Below are 20105 nucleotides of genomic sequence, written 5' to 3' on the forward strand. Positions count from 1 at the left end.
AGCCCAAAGCTTTCCGTCAAGCATTTAGTCAGCCCATGCAAACAGATAGTATTCGGCTTTACATGGGAGACGACTACTTACACATGCAATTTGATAAAAGCGAATTCGCGATTTCCGCTACTCGCATTGGCGTCTTAGCCGTCATGTTAGAGTTTATTGTGAACATAGAACCTGCTCAATTAGCACACATCGAACAATCCCTTATTGGCGCCAGCACTGATGCAATTAAGCAGTTGTCATCTCGATTACAAAAGTTAATTTACAGTTATTTGAAACAACATATTCCAGAGGCCAGTACCTAGTAACGGTCCCGAGCTATCAGCAATTGGCTCGACCAACACCAGCTCACAACCGAAACCATCACCGACCAAGATGTGCTTAACTTTTGGTTACAACCACCAGCCCAGCCTAGCTATATTAAATTTTCCACAGTGTTAGAGGACTTACTCGACGCAGTAGCCGCTATCGAAATAGTAGATAACACCTTAAATGCCGATAATGCGTCGAGCATAGGCAATAATCTAGTTCAAGGAGAGCTTGCGCCAGATTGGCTGCAAAGCAATGTGTTTGAGCAAGTCACCGACGCGGTCGATTTCAGCTGGTTATGCCAATCACCAAAGTTTCTTACCTTAGCTCAATATCAGCCGATGAAGTCATTACTTAACCAAACAAAAATGTGCCAGCAGCTACCTTTATCTTTTATGCGCTTAGCTATATTTGGTGCTTGGCAATCCGTACTGGTGCAAGCCAAACGAAAGTCCTCTCAGATTTTGGCTAACAAACTCAGTCAGCCCCCTGCACGGCAGCATCAAGACTACATCAATGAACTGGCCACCTGCGAGACTCAATGCAAACAAGTACAAGCAGTCATAGCCTATATTCTCTATGCTTTGCGCAGTCCTTTATTTGCTGGCATTCTCCTCAGTCAAGGCCCAAAAATATTGCAACAACCTTTAAAAAAGTGGCTACGCCAACAAGTGGCGAATACAGCAAGCCCCGAAACCGATTTTTTCCAACCACTACAGCAATGGTTGTTGCAACATGCCGACGGGCGGGCTTGGTTAACACAAGCGGAGCTAGCATTTAAGAACACGAATAAAATGGGCTTTAAAACACTTCCTTCCCTTGCAGACGTACAGATATATCAAGATGGCAGTGAGGCGCTAACGCAGTGCCAGCAAATAATTGAGCGGTACTTAGTCGCTATTGAGCGAGCAATGGGCGAAAAAACCTCGCTAACGGAAATTTATCGCTCTGACCTGTGCATATTCAGTAATAGGTTTACGCAACTTTATGGAGCAGCAAGTGACTGACCATCTTTACCATCATAAGCAACAAGTTTTTACAACTAAAGCCATTTATCGCGAACTACATCGGCCTGCATCGTCGCTAGACAATGCCCCCGTAGCTAACGATCACAGCACAACCGTGTTATTTAATGACTTAGTACAATTGGTGTTAGGCAACACACAACTTGATAGCAACGCTATTATGTTGCAAATTAATCAATCACTGACTTTACGTCGACAATATATACGGTTGCTAAAAACATTAGCCTTTGCCAATAGCCCTGTACAAGCGGCGGCGAGTTCGACAATGACCCAGATCAGTAAGCGTAACTCAGCCGAATTTGAATTATTGTTTAAGCCAGACAAACAGTTTCTGGGCAAGTGTACGTTGTACTTAACATAGCCCATGCAACTGAAAAGCATCACAATCAGGGAGTACGTTTGAATTGCTGCTCAGATAATTTGATATCTTCCATTCATTTTCCACCAATTGAAGATGGTAAAACGCAGCTTTTAATGGAAGAATCAGATCAGAAGTTTATTAATATGTTTGATCCTGAGTTTGCCATATACTTATCCTAACCTACTTTGTAAGGAATCATTTTGCCTAGCGCGTGCTAGCCTAAGGCGAGAATACTAGCAGAATGAAAGTTCATATTTTTATCGCCACCACTCAAGGTTTAGTCGCGATTCAAAACATCACGGCAATAGACGATCCAGATATCCGCTCTGTGGTGTCAGTAAATGGCACATCAACCACCGCCAACATCAGCAGTAGTTATCATAATTTTGTCAAAAAAGGCGTGGGCATCATTCAACAAATGTTTGGCGCTTGTAGCTATCGCGTGGATATTAGTGCTCGCATTGACCAAGGCAATAGTTGGCAAGTTGCTATTTATTTAGCTCACCTAGCACAAACTAAAAACATGCTCGGCAATGGTAACGTACAAAGCGGCGATCACGTTATTTGTGCCACTGGTGAAGTAAACACTACCAACCATCAAATATTGGCTGTAGGACAAATCGCGACAAAATACCAACTCGCCAAGCCACTGCTAGCACAATGGAAAAAGTTAGCGAGCAGTGTTAAATTCTTGCTGCCTCTAGCCAATCAAGTTGATCTCAAACACGATGATGACCTTTTCGCCATTAGCAGCCTGAAACAAGCCGCCGCGATGCTTCCTAACAGCACTCAAAAAATTCGTCCAAGCAGCTCAAGCAACAGAATGTTAGTTAGTACCAACTTTATATATATATCTTTATTTACCTTACTATCTTTCGCTGTTTTAATGTACTTATGGAGCAATCAGCAACCAGAGATCATCAACAGTCAAACCCCAGAAGCATCATCAGCCAGCGGCCAAAACATACAAATGCGGGCTTGGTTAAAACAACATAACGCCTGCCCAAACACTACAAATAGCAGCAAACAAGCCAATCAACTTATAGCCCTAGCACACAATACTTTTGCTGACATAGCACTTGGCCAAGTATGTAAATTAACTGTGCAAACCGATAGTTCGCTCGCTCAACTACTGCTTGTCGCCCAAGATGCTTACACCGTTTTTCCTCTAAGCAAAGGTCCACAAGGCTGGGATATTCCCTTGCCTAAAAATCGCTCTGTCGATCGCAGTTATTTTATCGTACTTTTGAAACAAAAGTTGTCAGATGACAATATTGAACAACTCAGGCTTTACCGCGAAAGCATGGCAAAACCTGAGCTTTTAACCGAACAAAAACTATCTAGTTGGCTAACCAAGCAAAAGGCCACCTTTAGACTGTATTCCCATAAGTTGCTACAAAGCTAATGTCTGCTGTAATACGTCGTCTCACACAGTCAAAATTATTAAGTATTAGCATATTGTTGTGTACCGTATTGCTCGTGATATCTGTATTTCGTCGCCCTATCGCCATCCAAACCATTGAACACTTTGCGAGTTCACAAAACATACAGGTTAGTTGCTTAGATTTTTCATTTAATTGGCGATTAACCCTCAATATCCAACGAGCGTGCCTGAACTCGCCTGCGGCAAAGCTGGTGGTACAAAATGCCAGTTGGCAGCCTTGGACTCATACATTAGATATTGAACGGCTTAGATTTAAGCATTTAGCCCCCTTTGCTCCTGACAATTTGGCAGACACCGAACAAACTGATACGCCCCCCACGGAACTTTTAGAATTAATAAGTTCACTACCGCAGATCCATATTGCTAGCCTTGAGTTAGACTCGTACACATTATTGCAACCCATACGCTTAGCGGTAGACTCAAGTAGTCACAAGCAATTGACCGTCGCCGGAGCTGTGCACGCAACAATCGACATTACCGGCCAAGCTTTAATCGTCAATGCAAATTGGCGATTAACAGATTTAAGCCAGTATATCCCTCAAGCGCAGCAACTGCTCAAAGATAACGCAACAATATTCAAAGATGCGCAGGTACAGACCAGTCAAATAGCCACCACGCTAACGTACAACGGCAAAGACATAAATGTAGATAACCACATACACCTAAGCAGCCGTCTTAGCGCCCCCTCTTGCTCGATAGATGCGAAAATTCAAGGTAAACTACTCGCCCATTTGGACATAGAAATGTCTGAACTGGAGCTCGATTTGAGTCGACTTAATAATACCATTATCGCAGCTGATTGCCCGTTGTTGCAGGAGTACGTAGATAATGACAATTTACCCCAGCTCTCCTTTAGTTTGCCGCAAACTATCCACATAGACCCAACACAAATTCAATTACCAGAATTAACAATAGAAACAAAACATGGCTTTACTACAAAAACACTAGGCGATCAGCCCCAACCAGCCACGATAACTATTCGCCCATTGCGTTATCAATCCACGGGGGAGTTGACCTTTAGCTATCAAATATCAATTAAACAACCACTACAGAGTAAACCGCTAGCAGCTAAAATGTTCGACTTACAAGGTTCAGGAGATGTAGAGGTAGACCTATCTTCTCTCATTTCATCCCATGTGGTAGCTAACAGATCAAATAGTGGACAACAGGTTAACTTCAAAATTGAGCATGATAAACATCGGTTAGTTTTACATGATGTACAGTTTGAGGGCTTAACATTAGAGCAGCTATTAGCTACCTTCTCCTTTGAGCATAAGCCACCCAATAGCTCAAACCAAGACTTGTTGACTTTGGCAGGTTCACTCGACAGCAGCAATCTGCATGCAGGCGAACTTCAAATAGGTAAAATCACTAGCCTTTTTTCTGTGACGGGTACACATTTGCAGAATGTAAAACTGGCGCTAGTCAACCAAGTATCTCAACTCAAGCACCCTCAAGGCAGCATCAAAAAGATTAGCAATCATCTCGATTTAACCCTGAACTCCCTTAACCAAGTGAACTTCTCAGCCAACACTAGTGTCACAGGTTTATCGACGCAAAATATTCGTTTTATGCCAATTAGCGCAGCCCATTCTGGGCATGGAGCGTTATCGGAGCGTACCTTATCTAGTCAGCATAAAATTATGTTAGAACAAGGCTTTGAGTTTGACATGCAACAACAGCAAGGTAATGTAAATATACAATTAAAATCGCAACCTATCGCCTATTTACAACCAGTCTTATCGCAAATAGACGATGCACTCACCATTTCACAAGGCACACTTGGGGCGGATTTTGCAATACAGTTGCCCCAAGATGAACAGCCTCTTATCACCACTGGGCAAGTGAATATTCAACACTTACAATTACAATATCAAGATTACCAGGTAAACAATGTCACTTACCAAACGCCATTGACTTATGATCCAGCTGGGCTACAGATCATCCAATCAAATTTGCATATAGAGTCAATTGATGTGGGGGTGCCGATTCGCCAAGTCAGCGCCAACCTGATTGCTAAAAACTCGCAATTAAGCTTAAAACAAGTACAAGGTGAAATATTTAGCGGTCAATTTTCATTGGCAGAGTTACACCTAGATGGTCAGGACCAGCAGTTTAAAGTCAATTTTAAGGATATTGATTTAGCCCAAGTGGTCGCATTGCAGCAACAACCCGGCATTAACATTACCGGCACTGTAAATGGTGAACTGCCCATAGTGATGGATCAACAAGGAATAAAAATTGAAGATGGTTGGATGACCAGCCTAACGGGAGGGAAATTAACCATCACTGATAACCCATATTTTGATTCTATTAAATCCCAACAACCGCAGTTGGCATTATTAGAAAATCTTAACTTTACCCAACTCGAAAGTAAGGTAAAGTTTAACCCAGAAGGCTGGGTATTTTTTGATTTCGCCCTACAAGGTAACAATCCAGACAAAACCAAAGTGTCAATTTCAATTATAACCATGAAGAAAATATATTTTCTTTGTTAGAGTCGATACGATTAGTCAATTCCGTTGAAAACAGCATCGAACAAAAAATAACGCAAGGTGATCAAAAGTGAAAACAAACTATTGGGTACTCATCGGCATGGGCTTGCTAACTGCTTGCACACACAAAGTGCAAGTCGAAACTAAAGAGCCCATTACTATTAATATCAATGTAAAAATAGATCATGAAATCAGAGTTAAAGTTGATAAAGAACTCGATGATGTATTCAGTGACGACAGTAGCTTGTTTTAGACCAATTTAGGAGAAATTTCATGAAAAACAAAATGATACTTAACGCACTATTGATGATAGCGTTTCTTTTTAGTTCTATCGTTTTCGCACTAGAGCTAGACGAAGCAAAACAAAAAGGATTGGTAGGTGAAAAAGATAATGGCTACTTAGGTGTAGTCGTAGCGCAAAATGATGCGCAAAGCCTCGTCACTGAAATCAACGAAAAACGTAAAGAGGTATATAAAAAATTAGCCAGCAAAAACGGGATTACTTTGCAGCAAGTAGAAAAACTAGCGGCCCAGAAAGCTTATCAAAAAACCAGCCCTGGGCACTACCTTTGGACCAATGGCCAGTGGGTCAAGAAATAACCAGAAGCTAACAAACGCTGCCAACACAACACTGCAACAAGGAATTATATGCGGACAACTAAAGAACAAAATATGCATTACAGGCGTAACGTATTGCGAGGATTGTTATTTATGATCATGGTAGGGGGGTTCGTTTTTTCTATTATTAATTTCTATCGTGGCTTGATACCGCTAGCAATAATTGAACTTACTTACAGTGTAATATCCGCATTTTTATGGCGTAAAATAATGGTCGTCAAAAATTTTCAGCTTTTGGTCAAAGCTTACTTATTGCCTTTTTTTGCGCAATGATATACGCCATGTATGTACCGAATTCAGCCTCTTCCATATTTGTTTGGATACTAACCATACCCGTAATTTCATACCTACTCATGGGTCGAAAACAAGGCTTTTGGTATTCTGTGACCTTTATAACCCTTGGGGTCGCCATGTACCATATCCGTTTTATAAGTACTGACTTGGCGGTCAATATTGCTGACTCACTCAACATCATTCTTAGCTCATGCTTAATGATTTCTTTAGCCCATGTTTATGAAGTAAATAGAGAAAAAAATGAAGAAAGGCTATTAGAATTGGCAGGGACAGATAAGTTAACTGGCTTAGCTAATCGTATGAGGCTAATTGAAACCTTTAGGCTGTATGCCGAAAGCGCTAAACGGAACAACTCTGCTCTAGCCGTTGTGCTGTTCGATATCGATTTTTTCAAGAATATCAATGACAAGCATGGCCATCCTGTTGGCGACGCATCTTTGCAGTATGTGGCCAAATTTATTAAGGATAGAATCAGAAAAACAGATTTGTTTGCCAGATTTGGTGGTGAGGAGTTTGCTTTGCTCGTCGCGGGTGCCAATCAAGAGCATTGTTTCAACCATGTCAACTCAATCAGACAGCAATTATCAAACTTACCTTTTGTCTATGGTGAACTAACAATCCCTATCACCTTCAGCTCAGGCATATCAATGTTTGGAATTGATGGTGAAAACTTCGACGAATTACTCAGCAACGCCGACCAACGTCTATATATAGCCAAAGACAGAGGACGAAATTGTGTGGTAGCTGCCAATTATCAGACCATAAGTGAAGCGGCCCAAGTACCACTAACTAGCTCTTAACGAGCAAACTATAAACGATTGTCATAAAGACGATTGCAAGGTTTATAGACTCAAACATTTTAGCCTTGCTAGAGCTTGTGGCAGTACTAATAAACCTGAATCCTGGATAAGCGAACCTCTCAATAACGCTTTTTTTGTGTCTAGCGGCATTGGATTGCTTAGCTTAAACGATACTTCTTATCCAGAACTCAGGTTAGTAATTATAGTGAAAACGCCAGCGTTGCAGTCCAGCCAGCACGAGACAATCCTAGAGCAAATATGCGCCCTTGCTAATAATCTGAGCTCTCCCAGCATATAAAGGCTAGCCGCTAGCGTTTTCGCCATTAGTTTTTTAACCAAGCGACCAATGCACTAAATTCGCGCAACATCTAGCAGAACATATTGCCAAGCCCGCCGGTTATACTTTAAAGTTAAGCACTAATTTGGTGCGGGCAGTAAGAAAATAATATTGAAACCTTTCATTCATGAATTGCGATCACTCGTTGGCTATACGTCCAACTCTACTAGTCATGCAGAAAAACTAATTTCGGCTCTCGGTGGCTCACTGAGTATTGGCTGTATTTTCTGGCTGGCACAAATACTAGTCGAAGGGGATATTTTAGATTCAACAAGTGGTGTGTTAGTTGTTGCATCTATGGGCGCAAGCGCAGTACTCCTGTTTGCCGTTCCTCATGGTGCGTTATCGCAACCTTGGGCTGTGACCGGTGGACACATTCTGTCAGGATTAGTTGGAATTAGCTGCTTTAAATTGTTTGGTGATTCTTTTATCGTTGCTGGCCTAGCCGTTGGCTTGGCAATAGGCGCAATGTACTATTTACACTGTATTCACCCGCTAGGAGGGGCGACCGCTTTAACCGTTGTTATTGGTGGTCCAACGATTACCGATATGGGCTATCAATATATTCTGCTACCGGTCATCATCAACATAGTGATTATTTTATTGTTTAGCGTTATATACAACGGCCTTTTTAAGTGGTGTCGATATCCTGCTCACTTAACTCACAGACTAAAGAAATCAGCATTAACCAAACCTATAAACAGGCAGTACGAACTCACCCACGAAGACTTTGCTGCTGCAATGCAAGAGTTAGACTCTTATGTAGATATTACGCCCGAAGGACTGGCTGATCTGTTGGAATTAGCCAAGCAACATGCTGAAAAGAACATTACTCATCCGGCTGAAATTTTGGCTGGGCGTATTTATAGCAATGGCAAAATGGGCAATTTATGGAGCATTCGCCAGATCGTTGATGCAGCACCAACAGACAGCCAACCTCATCGAGATCAAGTGATCTATAAAGTGTTAAGTGGTGACGGAGCTTATAAAATTGATATTTGCCTACGTAGTGAGTTTCATCAATGGGCTAGATTTGAAGTAATTAAGCATCAACAACAATGGGTTAAGGTAACAACTGACTCGAGTCTATAAGGCAGTAGTGCCGCCACTTCAGACCTCTTGAAGGGAGTGATAAACTGTCGAAATTCACTCTCTCCTCTATTTGATATAATTCAATGACTAGCTAAGTTTGCAGCTAAATAGCCTGAATCCTGGATAAGCCGAACCTCTCGATAACGCCCTTTTTGTGTCTAGCGGCGCAGGATTGTTTGGCTTAAATGATAATTCTTATCCAGAACTCAGGTTAAATAAAAAATTCCTCTAAGGTTTTTATAACCTCTGTTATACCAATAACAGGAGTGATTTATGGATTATCTATCTCATCCAAAAAACAGTGTTAACGCACTGCTTAGTCTAGTACTGGCAGTCGCTATCAGCGCGTGTTCGTCTACTCAATCTAGTACACCACTAGTACCAGCCAGCAATCAAGCATATGACTATGAGCCGTATCAGTACATAGACGTTAGTTGTAAGGAGCAAGCCATAGACATGGATAACTTTGCCCAACGCTCTGGCCAAACAGCCCAATATTTAGCCTCTGCGAAAGCCATGCTGCGCTGCGTTGATGGTATTCAATTTTCCAAACGCCATCCTGATGCTGACCAGGCTTTACGTCTCATGGCATTATCGGTAATGAACTTCATCAAAGGCGGCGACATAGATGCAGCGAACATCGCCTTAAGTAAAGCACGCAATAAATTTCCCGATAAAGATCTATATTTTGCTGATTACAGCTCTTTCTTTGATACTGCTACTGCACTACTCAATCAACAAAACCTGTCACCTCATCAGTTAACCGCGCTAAATATCCCAGCCAATTTACGGACGGAAATAGAGCGCAATCAATACTGGCTAAGTCACTAAAAGGGTTAGATAAAATGAAAAACCATCCGATCATCTCCGCGTTTATTTTAACTATTTGTCTAGGTAGCAGTAATCTACTGGCCAATACCGAACAAGACTGGCAGCCTGTGGCAAGTGACAAGCTCATAAAGCTTCCGGCAAATATTATTGAAAAACGAATCCAACAAGACTTCTCCGCTTCACCTATGGCGTTACACATAGTGGAGCTTGAACAGCAAATGCAAGGTAAATTGTCTCAACTGAAATCCTTGCAAGCATTAATGATCGACAGCGAAGGTGACGATCTCGTCAGCCAAAGGTTTGAGTTGGTTCAGCAAAAATCCGAGTATTTAGACTTGCTGCAGGAAGCACAAGCCCTGCGGCAAAACGCTCTGTCTAAAAAACAGGCGCTATACGAATCCGTACTCAGTAAATTACGCAATAAAAACGGTCGCATATCTCAAGGTGAGATCTATCAACTTAGACAAAAGCAAGTTGAAGCACGGCAAAGAATGAAAAACGTAATGGCACAAGTGGACAGCAGTTTGATGCATACAGGCCTAGATCAACGTTCGCCCTACGCTGATGAGTTTGCAGCTAATTTGGCCAAAGTCGAAAGCCTGAAAGATGCCATTTCACAACATAAAGCCAATGCAGCCCCTACCCTTGGCGATAAAGAAGTCACGAGTGAGGAATATGTGCGCCAGCTATTAATGGAGGCGTCAACCCAGCAATCCTTGTTAGATCAAGAAGCACTTATGTTTAGCTACATGGCCAAACTCGTCGCCTTAGACGCCCAAGCTCTAGAATACGAAATCAGCTATGGCGACGATAATATCGATATTACTCAAGGCAATAGAACTAAAACTGCCGATGTGGCTGACTTATTTTTATAAAGAACAACTGTAAGGAACCATCATGAAATCACTATTTGTTTTTGCCGTATTGATCAGCCTAGTTAGCCCCAATATCAGTGCCAACAACCTGCGCAGTTTAGAAAATTTAGAAAGAGAGCGGGCCGCTTTGCTCAATATTCAGTTAGACCCATCGCTAGACTTACATCAGCGCCAACAAAAGTCTCAGAACATTTATCGTCGTTTAGTCGATATGGAACGTATGGTATTGCGTGATGACAGGGTAACATCAAGTAGCAGTCAATTGGCTCAAAACGCGTTCAACCGTTATGAGTTAACGTTTTTGGTTCATTCTAGTGCTGAAAAAAAGTTACCTCCCATGTCTCATTGGCTATCTGAGTTAGACCTAACCAGTCAATCAATTCTTTCTGCCAAAGCGGGACACAGATAATGTTTGCCATCAAAGCTATTCCTTCAACGGCCAACCTAATTGGTTTGTTTTTGGGCACTGGGATCATTTTGTTAGCGGTAGCCAGCTATTTAACTCAAATGCCGGTTATCGATTTAGTTACTTGGCTGCAAAGTGTTTTTAGCTGGGGCTTCGTAATTATTTTCAGTGCTTTATTCTCTATTGGAGTGGTAGCAGGCGCCTCGATTCAAGCCAGTAAAAACAACACCTTTTTATATGATGTCGGCATACAAGCAGCGAATGGAATTTCTACCTTAGCCCTGACATTTACGTTATTGGGCATTAGTTTAGGTATCGGCAGCTTGTCAGAACAGCCTCTTAGCCCCAGTTCAGTCAACGGCATAATTGGCGAATTAACCGAGCAGTTCTCTATGGCGTTCATGACCACAGTGGTTGGCCTTCCTAGCTCGGCAATCATTCGAGCGTGGGTCAGCTTACGCTACAGCAAAATTGAAACGGAGTAATTTATGAAAACACTATTTTTTATCGCAGCCTTAGTCGGAGCTATTTATTTAGTGCTGCAGTCTCCCGCTGGACAAGCCTGGTTGGTAGACAGTGAAGTAGTTTTACCCGCCCCGAAAAAGACACCAAGAATAGCCCTAGACGCGCCAACAGTGAGTCCATCAAAAAACCGCGAGATTGAGCCTAGCCAACCGCAAAATCAACAACAAACTCAGATTGAACAGCTAGAAAACAGAATTGCGCAACTTGAAAACGAATTGATAAACCAACAAATTGCTCAACAACAAACATTGAATCTTCCCGCCCAAGAACTGCTCCCAGAGCAAGAGCAATTGGTTTCATTGCCTAGCTCTAAAGGTATCCCCATAGCGGCTGAGAATGCCCATCCCCAGATACCGAAAACAGCCAATAAATCTTCTGCCAATGATACTATTGCTAGTAACTTACAACGCCACCGACAAGCAAAGTTGCAAGATATTGCAGAAAAAATGGAACTATCGTCCCTCCAGGTGTTAGTTGACTAGGGCGCTCAAGTAACGATGTCAGTCATCACTAAAACCCTGCAACAAAGTCTTGGGCTAGTAAGGGCCTTGATGCTGATTATCTTTATTGCATGGCTGATAAGTGTTGTGCTGCCGTACTACTGGCTAGATGACAATAAGAAAAGTAGCCCCTTACCCAAGGAGGCTTCTCAACAAATGTCGATGAATAGCCTCAGCATACAGCCATTGCCTCTGCCACCAGCGCCAATCAAACAAAGCACTTCGTCTGCACATCCCCTTGAAAAAAGGCCGACAGCCAAGCAACAAATACAAACACAGGCTGCAAGATCCGCTAGTCATACAGGGCAATCTTCTAAAAAAACACTCCCCCGCAAAGTACTCAACAGCTATACCAACAACTCAGTAGCCAAGGAATAGATATTCAAATAGCGTGGCCACAAAATAGCGTACAAAGGCAGGAAATACTTGACTTTATGTACCAATGCGTGGGCAGTCAATTTGCCGTTTTAAACGGCAACAATATTACCCATCTCAATCAATCAAAAGTGCAAAATTTCAGTACTTGGATCCGTATAGCGCAAGGTAGTTTGTCGGTGAAAGAACAACATTGGTTAGCCGCATTTTCGGTAACAGGCACGCCAATACGTTTATTTCCTCGGCAAATTGATTGGCAATTAGCCAAGTACATAGCACAGTCACTACATGGTAATGAGCTGACTAGTTTTAGAGCGACATACCAGCTAACCAACCAGAAACTGCAGCTAACAGATATCCGTCTCAATGCTCAGCCAATCAACAAAACTTGGCTACTTTATCAGAAGAAATGTTGAAAACGGCCGATAACTTGTTAACTCATGGCTGTTGGTTTGATACTTGCAGTACATGCTTGTTGCGAAACCCCTAAATGCATCAAGCGAATTTAAATTGAGGAATTTATGCTAACACCTACCAAATTTGTAAAACATTGTGCCTCTATGAAGAGGCAATTTGTCGCCGTTTTGTCTACAGTTTTGACTTTAGTTACAGTTTCTTTGCCTACTCATGCTGTGGAGTTAGGTATTAATGGGCACCAAGGAACAGAGCGGGAAACCCAAGGTTATGAAATTTACGTTACCGATAATTTTTCTCGTAGAAGTCCATTTTACTGGCGCTTAGGTCTAAGCCGATACAATGACGTCTTTGTCGAATGGAACGGCAGTGAATTAGAATTTCCGATGAACCATGCTGAAGCCGCCTTATCTTATCGCCATCCACTCTTTGCGCGCAGTCCAACTATGCGCCGCTTGAGTTTTGAGTTTCAAGCAGGTGCCGCAGTATCTCTCACTGAGAACAAATTCACCTGGGCAGAACTAGATGAAGAAAAGTACTTTTCAGAAAGTGGTGATATTAGTGCTTTTGTCGCCCTATCAGCGCACTATAAGGTCAGCTCCAATATCTCCGCTTCATTAGGGATCAAACACTTTCCAGACATGTCTGAGTTTGGCAGCATAAGCTCCGCTTTTTTAGGGGTAAAATTTAACTTCAACTTTGGTCCTACTTATTACGGTAACTAACCCATAAAAATAGCACCTGTACATTCTTGAACATGCTAGGGGCCAGCAAGTAAACATGACTGCTAGCTTTACGCTCAAAATATCGGTCCCAAGGATGCAACACAAAGTAGTCAATAAGTTAGAAAAGAGTATTGTTAATGTATAAAACTAAAACGCAAAACAGCATAACCCACTGGCGAAGTTGGCAACAACTCACCGTCATTAGTCTTCCTCTACTAATGATGATTGGGTTAGCGTGGCCGCAAAAAGCAATGCTCAAGTTGTGACCTGTTTAGGTCCACCACCTTTGACTACAACTGACTCAGATAACGATGGCTATGACGACAACATTGATTTATTTCCTAATGATCCTGCTCGGCACTATGACTACGATTTAGATGGGATCAGCAACTTAGACGACGTTGACGACGATGGTGATGGTGTGCTGGATGCCGATGACAATAACCGAGATGCCGACCCCGTCATTAATTTTTACGACCCTTTTCCTGAAGATCCGCTTGAGTGGTTAGACACCGATGGTGATTGTTTAGGTAACAACGCCGATTTAGATGATGATAATGATGGCGTTGTTGACACAAACGATCCTTTTCCATTAGATAGAACAGAATGGGAAGACACTGACAGCGATTTAATTGGTAACAATGCTGATTCTGATGATGATAATGATGGCGTTATAGATTTATATGATGCTTTACCCACCGATCCGGACGAACAAGTTGATACCGATAAAGATGGTATAGGTAACAATACAGACGATGATGACGACAATGACGGCGTAGTGGATATCGATGACGCATTTCCGTTGCATGCCGCTGAGACTTTGGATTCAGATAATGACGGTATTGGCGACAACGCAGACCCTGACCGAGATGGTGATGGCATATTCGACATTAATGATATTTGGCCTGATGATCCCACTGAGTGGTATGACAATGACGGGGATATGATTGGTGACAACGAAGACACCGATGACGACAACGACGGATTTGCCGACGGCATCGATGCCTTTAGGACTGATCCAGCAGAATATTTGGACACTGACGGTGACGGTATAGGTAACAACGCCGACAGTGACGATGACGGCGATGGAGTGACAGACGCCAGCGATGCTTTCCCTCTAGATCCCACAGAATATATAGACACCGATAATGATGGAATAGGTAACAACAGCGATACCGACGATGATGGCGATGGCGTAGCAGACGGTATAGATGTATTCCCACTAGATAGCACAGAAACCATAGATACTGACGGCGACGGCATAGGCAATAACGCGGATACTGACGACGATGGAGATGGTGTCGCTGACGCGATTGACCCCGACCCATTAAATATGGCTGAAGATACAGATACAGACGGCGATGGCATTGGCAATATTACCGATACCGATGATGATGGTGACGGTGTAGAAGATGGCTTAGATGCATTTCCACTTAATAAAGACGAATGGGATGATACCGACGGAGATGGCTTAGGCAACAACTTATCTGATGCTGATGATGACAACGACGGGACTGTGGATGTAAACGATGCATTCCCGCTAGATAGCTCGGAGTGGCTAGATACAGACGGCGATGGAATAGGAAATAATGCCGACCACGATGACGACGGCGATAACACCATTGATAGTGAAGATGCCTTTATGCTTGACCCTGCAGAGTCAGTCGATACAGACGGCGATGGCATAGGAAATAACGCCGACAGCGATGACGACAACGATTCGTTTGTTGATTCGGCTGATGATTTCCCACTTGATCCACTAGAATGGCTTGATACAGACGCTGATGGTTTAGGGAATAATGCAGACCAAGATGATGATAATGACGGCGTCAATGACGCAGCTGATATCTTCCCACTAGACAGTGCCGAGTGGTTAGATACAGACGTAGATGGCATAGGTAACAATGCCGACAGCGACGACGACAATGATGGCTCAATTGATAGCGACGATGTCTTCCCACTAGATATTTCAGAATGGTTAGACACCGACCTTGATGGTATAGGCAATAACTTAGATACAGACGATGACGACGACCAAGTCCCTGATAATGTAGACTTATTCCCATTAGATAATAGCGAATGGCAAGATACCGATGCCGATGGCATAGGCAACAATGCCGACAGTGATGACGACAATGATGGGGTCAGTGATATCGACGATGCATTCCCCCTTGATCCGGTTGAGACACTAGACACGGATTTAGATGGATTAGGCAATGTGTTTGACAACGATGATGATGGTGATGGCGTAGTAGACAACGTAGACGAAATGCCATTAGACGCGACCGAATCAGTTGACAGTGACAAAGACGGTGTGGGAAATAATGCGGATCTTGATGACGACAACGACGGCATGAGCGATGTATTTGAAAACACCTATGGATTTAATCCGTTAAACCCAGCCGATGCACTACTCGACAGTGATTTAGATGGTGTGATAAACCTTGATGAAGCCAAAGACAGCAATAATCCGCTAATTGATGACTACCCGCCAGAGATAGATATTCCTCAAGCGCTACATCTCAATGCTGAGCATATTTTTACGCAATTAACCAAGCAAACATTAGAAGCGGCAACCAGTATCACTGCAAATGACGGCCTAGATGGCGACAATTGTTGTAACTTAACGCCTGTAGGGTTTGAACGAGGTCTGCAAGTTTTGCAATCAGGGCTTCACCCCATTACCTGGCAAGCCGTTGATAAAGCAGGCAATATTGCCTATAAACAGCAAACCATTAACCTCTATCCATTGGTCGACTTTGAAGCCGACCAAACAGTCGCCGAAGGTGCAACTGCTAGCGTTAAAATCGTATTATCGGGTGTTCCACCTCGCTATCCATTCAGTATTCCCATTGCTGTTGTTGGTACGGTAGATAAGTTTGACTACGAATTAGACAATAGCATAGTGGTCATTGAAGAAGGCACGGTAGCCTATGTACATATAAAACTGAATCAAGACTTTCAGGAAGAAGGCGATGAACAACTAATTCTGCAGTTTGGTGAAGGTATTAATGTGGGCTCACAAGCCACTCACACCATCACCGTCAGTGAACAAAACCTAGCACCTAAACTAAATGCACGGGTGACACAGAAAGGACAAAATTTATCAACCGTTGCCAAAGATGATGGTGAAATCACTATCACCTTAGATATTGATGACTCTAATGTTGACGATACACATATTATTGAATGGAACATTCCAGCAAGCTATCAAGCCCTAGTAAGTGCCAACCAACTTGTTGCCATCATCGATCCAGACAACTTAACTCTGCCTAATACCAATAAAGCTATTTTGTCTCTATCAGCAAAGGTTACCGACAGTGGAGATAATACCTTAACCGCTACAGAGGTGGTCAATATCGCGATTCTGTCGACTCAACCAACGTTAACCAGTACAGACGTTGACCGTGATGGTCTAACCGATATTACCGAGGGTTTTATCGACAGCGACCTAGATGGCTTACCTGCCTTTATGGATATTTCAGATGTCCCTTATATTCAACCTATTCATGTTAACTCGGCTATTACTAAGTTTGTAGAAACGGAACCAGTGCCTAGAATTGAGCTTGGGGAAATATGCACAACTACAGCAGTCTGATGGCGTACTGTTATCTGCGCAGGAAATAACCGCGACCGGTTTAATCCAAGCTGATAACATTGAACATCAGAATGAATACTATGATTTTACCATTCACGACATTCTACCCGTTGGCCGTTCTGTTGATATCGTATTACCTTTGCAACAAAGCATTCCTGAATTTGCTATCTATAGGAAATACACCGAAGCTCAAGGCTGGGCGGACTTTGTTGAAAATGCACAAAATGCCCTAGCCTCAACCTCATCTGTTAATGACGTTTGCCCGCCACCGAGTAGTAATCTTTATACAGCAGACTTAACCGAAGGTGACGACTGTCTGCGATTAACCATCCAGGATGGTGGCCCGAATGATGCAGACGGCATCGAAAACGGCAGTATAGACGACCCAGGTGGTGTGGCGGTGCAAAAAGTAGAAGAAATAGTAAAAGGCATCGACCCAGAAACCAGTACATCTGGTGGTGGTGCACTGACAATAAACATTGGTCTGTTATTAATTATACTGGCATGGCGCCAGTGGCAATACATCAAAACAGCTAGCAATGACACAACGGGCTAGCGATAGCCGCTCTATGTACAAAAAGGCCTTCGGATAATGAAGGCCTTAGAATACGAGTACGACCCAATTAGTGTGTTTTCAGACCACTGTTAGGATCAATTGGCGTGCCCGCCTGTCCTGTCACAAACGCTTTCCAAAACTGTTCAATAGTATGCAAACCTGACATATTCAAGATAAACCACACTTCAGAAGTATCAGAAAAATCGACGCCACCGTAATGCAGTGCAGACCATTCTTCAGAAAAACCTTCTGGGTGATAACCATTAATCACTTCATCAGCTTTACTCCATAAAGCTTTAGCTTTCGCGACTGAAGAATTCATAGCGGCAGGCATAAAGCGTTTGTCTTTTTCCTGATAGCCAGGAGTACTGTAATCACTGCGATCGCCCCACTCAGTTGAGCCGTAAGGAGCATTGCCATCGTCAAGCTGAACATACCAAGACTTTTGTTTGACGTAGGCTAAATCATTTTCTGTTGTTTGATTTTCATTCCAAAGACTGTGTTGCACCACTATCACCTGTTTTTTTATGATCGCAGGATTCATACCATCAGCGATAAGCGCAGCAATCCAGTCCGCGGTGACATCGGACTGACCAGCTTCTGCAACCCACACTCGACCACCCGCCTGGATAATTTCGCTGGCTTTATTTTTCAAACGTATTACCGAGCCAGCATTGTCGGTATGCCTGTCGGTCCATTTCACGTTTTGTTCACCAAAAGCCAAATTAAATAGCTCCGGTGAATGCATGAACTTACCTTTTTGTTTTCCGTAGGCACCAGACACAGCATAATAATTGATGTCTTGAAAATCTCGGTGTGCCTAGGATACTGCCGGCAGCCGCAATAGCATAAATATCATCGGGATCAGGCTTACTATCATATTGCAGCAACAAAAGATCTTTAGTTCGGTCAAATTGAATTTTAGTGGCAGTCATAGCGTGACTGTGTTGTATACCAAGCAAAACGGTGAATAAACAAACGAGTGTTAATTTTCTAATCATGTGTCTTAATTCTCTCAAAGTGTTGTGTATTAATTTTTACATACTTTTTAAAAATATGAATCATTAATTTTACATATGAATAAGCTTAAATGTATTACCGCATTTTAAGTCAACATGGGTATAATCTCAGCGTAAGTAGTTATAGCTAACTGGCTAGGAATGAATAATATGCAGTTACATGTCAAAAAGTCTTTGATGTTTTTTACTTTTGTAAGCTGTTTTTTTATCAGTTTTTCTGCCCAATCAACTAAATTGCACCACGACCAATTTGGCGAATTAGTTTTTGCTCATTCTGTTAAAGATACCGCGCTAACGTTTCATTATCTCGACTCCCAATTGTCTGACTGCCAATACGTTGCCATTGACAAATATCCAGAAGTTGAGGCTATGCTGTTAGAAGGAATAATTGTGCGCGTAGAAACAAAGGATATTCAGGTGCTCGGCACCGACAGTCCATTTTACTCGTTAGCAAACAACTTGATGGATCTAGCGGCATTTAAACAAGCCCACCCACAGGTCGAAGTTGCTGCGCACGAATATGAAAATGGCTACTATTTACGCTGGTATAACAATAATCAAAGCAAGGCGATTGTCGTGGATTACGTGCAAGGAAAAGTGACAAACATTAAAGCAGGCATAGTACCACACGTATTATTTGTTGAGGGTTGTGCCTAGTGAACACACAACAATCGACGCCAAAAACAGTCTCACTGTTTTTTATAAAAATCCTTTGTTTGAAAAAAGCAGCAAAATCACTAAGGACAAAAAGCCTATCTTTGCACCCATATATATTGCATTTGGTCTTTTTTAGCGCTGTCAGCCTTAGTTTAAGCGCTTGTATTCCTGTACTACGCACAGAATACCTGTCACCTAATTGGCAAGGTACTGTAATTGACAGCCAAACGGGTATGCCCTTACAAGGTGTAGAAGTCATAGACCTTTACTCCCAACAAAGTGTCAAAACCGACCAAGCGGGCCATTTCGAATTAGCCGCACTTACTCGTCAATTCAGCCTAAAACTGCCTGTAGCAAGTATGTCTAGGAATTATCAAATAGAAATTAAATTTGCCGATAGCACATTAACCCATACAGACTCTGTGCGCATTACCGGAAGACGCTTAGCCACCACAACCGAACCGACTCTGTTTGATATTGGCCATTTTGCCATTGTAACCACCACCAGAAACGCTCCCTTCTTGTTAGAAGATGGAGGCCAACAGAGTCAATTACCTGCACGCTTTATTAGTGACTGTGGTCAGCCGTTACAGGATGCAATTAGCCTAGCAAATTCAGCGCGCTTTTATCAAAAACTGTGGCAGCAACAGCAACATTTAGGTGATGTTATCATCGAAAAAGCACAGCTAAAGCGCTCCTATACATGGGCATTTCAAGGGTGGCTGTTCGCCGGTGAACAGTGCTTCAGAGGTCAATATACCAAATCCCAAGAGTTTGACCCTTTCGTAAAAAGTTTCTTGCAAGAAGCCGACAAATACCTAGACTAGATTTGTGCAAATAGGTAACAGAGAC

At 42.6% G+C, this 20105-nt stretch carries 21 protein-coding genes and 2 pseudogenes; 22 read left to right on the forward strand and 1 reads right to left on the reverse strand.

Going from position 1 to position 20105, the window contains the following annotated elements:
- Positions 1 to 35 precede the first annotated feature (35 nt).
- The 20 genes and pseudogenes from RS130_RS23130 to RS130_RS23220 all read left to right on the forward strand — a co-directional run bounded on the left by RS130_RS23130 (position 36) and on the right by RS130_RS23220 (position 17577).
- Positions 36 to 302: a hypothetical protein gene (locus tag RS130_RS23130; protein ID WP_316027885.1), complete on the forward strand. Its 267-nt coding sequence runs from the start codon at positions 36 to 38 to the stop codon at positions 300 to 302.
- 72 nt (positions 303 to 374) lie between these two features.
- Positions 375 to 1313, forward strand: coding sequence for a hypothetical protein (locus RS130_RS23135; protein ID WP_316027886.1), 939 nt, complete (start codon positions 375 to 377; stop codon positions 1311 to 1313).
- On the forward strand, positions 1306 to 1692 hold the full coding sequence (locus RS130_RS23140; RefSeq protein WP_316027887.1) for a hypothetical protein: 387 nt from the start codon (positions 1306 to 1308) through the stop codon (positions 1690 to 1692). The genes RS130_RS23135 and RS130_RS23140 overlap by 8 nt, the downstream gene beginning before the upstream one ends.
- Positions 1693 to 1933: 241 nt before the next feature.
- A complete protein-coding gene (locus RS130_RS23145) occupies positions 1934 to 3097 on the forward strand; it encodes a hypothetical protein (RefSeq protein WP_316027888.1) in 1164 nt (387 codons plus the stop codon).
- Positions 3097 to 5705 (forward strand): annotated as a pseudogene (locus RS130_RS24110) (intermembrane phospholipid transport YdbH family protein). Before RS130_RS23145 ends, RS130_RS24110 begins: the two are co-directional and overlap by 1 nt.
- Positions 5706 to 5731: 26 nt before the next feature.
- A complete protein-coding gene (locus tag RS130_RS23155) occupies positions 5732 to 5884 on the forward strand; it encodes a YnbE family lipoprotein (protein ID WP_316028137.1) in 153 nt (50 codons plus the stop codon).
- 20 nt (positions 5885 to 5904) lie between these two features.
- Complete coding sequence (locus tag RS130_RS23160) at positions 5905 to 6231, forward strand: YdbL family probable chaperone protein (RefSeq protein ID WP_316027890.1); 327 nt, start codon at positions 5905 to 5907, stop codon at positions 6229 to 6231.
- A 117-nt stretch (positions 6232 to 6348) separates the two neighbouring features.
- Positions 6349 to 6737, forward strand: a pseudogene (locus RS130_RS23620) (GGDEF domain-containing protein); the annotation flags it as partial.
- 105 nt (positions 6738 to 6842) lie between these two features.
- A complete protein-coding gene (locus RS130_RS23165) occupies positions 6843 to 7343 on the forward strand; it encodes a GGDEF domain-containing protein (RefSeq protein ID WP_346433352.1) in 501 nt (166 codons plus the stop codon).
- A 448-nt stretch (positions 7344 to 7791) separates the two neighbouring features.
- Positions 7792 to 8772 (forward strand): HPP family protein, encoded by a 981-nt coding sequence (locus RS130_RS23170; RefSeq protein WP_316027892.1) that lies wholly within the window; start codon positions 7792 to 7794, stop codon positions 8770 to 8772.
- A 273-nt stretch (positions 8773 to 9045) separates the two neighbouring features.
- A complete protein-coding gene (locus RS130_RS23175) occupies positions 9046 to 9603 on the forward strand; it encodes a hypothetical protein (protein WP_316027893.1) in 558 nt (185 codons plus the stop codon).
- A gap of 14 nt (positions 9604 to 9617) precedes the next feature.
- Complete coding sequence (locus RS130_RS23180) at positions 9618 to 10478, forward strand: hypothetical protein (protein ID WP_316027894.1); 861 nt, start codon at positions 9618 to 9620, stop codon at positions 10476 to 10478.
- Between the two features lie 22 nt (positions 10479 to 10500).
- Positions 10501 to 10887, forward strand: coding sequence for a hypothetical protein (locus tag RS130_RS23185; protein WP_316027895.1), 387 nt, complete (start codon positions 10501 to 10503; stop codon positions 10885 to 10887).
- Positions 10887 to 11369, forward strand: a complete 483-nt coding sequence (locus RS130_RS23190; RefSeq protein ID WP_316027896.1) for a hypothetical protein — start codon at positions 10887 to 10889, stop codon at positions 11367 to 11369. Before RS130_RS23185 ends, RS130_RS23190 begins: the two co-directional genes overlap by 1 nt.
- A 3-nt stretch (positions 11370 to 11372) precedes the next feature.
- Complete coding sequence (locus tag RS130_RS23195; protein ID WP_316027897.1) at positions 11373 to 11891, forward strand: DUF2730 domain-containing protein; 519 nt, start codon at positions 11373 to 11375, stop codon at positions 11889 to 11891.
- 15 nt (positions 11892 to 11906) lie between these two features.
- Positions 11907 to 12287 (forward strand): hypothetical protein, encoded by a 381-nt coding sequence (locus RS130_RS23200; RefSeq protein ID WP_316027898.1) that lies wholly within the window; start codon positions 11907 to 11909, stop codon positions 12285 to 12287.
- Positions 12288 to 12343: 56 nt separating this feature from the next.
- Complete coding sequence (locus RS130_RS23205) at positions 12344 to 12700, forward strand: hypothetical protein (protein WP_316027899.1); 357 nt, start codon at positions 12344 to 12346, stop codon at positions 12698 to 12700.
- A 144-nt stretch (positions 12701 to 12844) separates the two neighbouring features.
- Positions 12845 to 13423, forward strand: coding sequence for a hypothetical protein (locus RS130_RS23210; protein WP_316027900.1), 579 nt, complete (start codon positions 12845 to 12847; stop codon positions 13421 to 13423).
- Positions 13424 to 13658: 235 nt separating this feature from the next.
- Complete coding sequence (locus RS130_RS23215; RefSeq protein ID WP_316027901.1) at positions 13659 to 17021, forward strand: thrombospondin type 3 repeat-/CalX-beta domain-containing protein; 3363 nt, start codon at positions 13659 to 13661, stop codon at positions 17019 to 17021.
- Positions 16990 to 17577: a choice-of-anchor U domain-containing protein gene (locus RS130_RS23220; protein WP_316027902.1), complete on the forward strand. Its 588-nt coding sequence runs from the start codon at positions 16990 to 16992 to the stop codon at positions 17575 to 17577. The genes RS130_RS23215 and RS130_RS23220 overlap by 32 nt, the downstream gene beginning before the upstream one ends.
- Before the next feature lie 67 nt (positions 17578 to 17644).
- Here RS130_RS23220 and RS130_RS23225 read toward each other — a convergent pair whose 3' ends face one another.
- Positions 17645 to 18325 (reverse strand): hypothetical protein, encoded by a 681-nt coding sequence (locus RS130_RS23225; RefSeq protein ID WP_316027903.1) that lies wholly within the window; start codon positions 18323 to 18325, stop codon positions 17645 to 17647.
- 421 nt (positions 18326 to 18746) lie between these two features.
- Here RS130_RS23225 and RS130_RS23230 point away from each other — a divergent pair, with 421 nt between their 5' ends.
- The gene (locus tag RS130_RS23230) at positions 18747 to 19253 is read left to right on the forward strand and encodes a hypothetical protein (protein WP_316027904.1); all 507 of its coding nucleotides are present in this window, start codon (positions 18747 to 18749) and stop codon (positions 19251 to 19253) included.
- A gap of 101 nt (positions 19254 to 19354) precedes the next feature.
- Positions 19355 to 20080 (forward strand): peptidase associated/transthyretin-like domain-containing protein, encoded by a 726-nt coding sequence (locus RS130_RS23235; protein ID WP_316027905.1) that lies wholly within the window; start codon positions 19355 to 19357, stop codon positions 20078 to 20080.
- The last annotated feature ends 25 nt before the right edge of the window (positions 20081 to 20105 follow it).

It is taken from the genome of Paraglaciecola aquimarina (assembly GCF_032464635.1).
GTDB lineage: Bacteria > Pseudomonadota > Gammaproteobacteria > Enterobacterales > Alteromonadaceae > Paraglaciecola > Paraglaciecola aquimarina.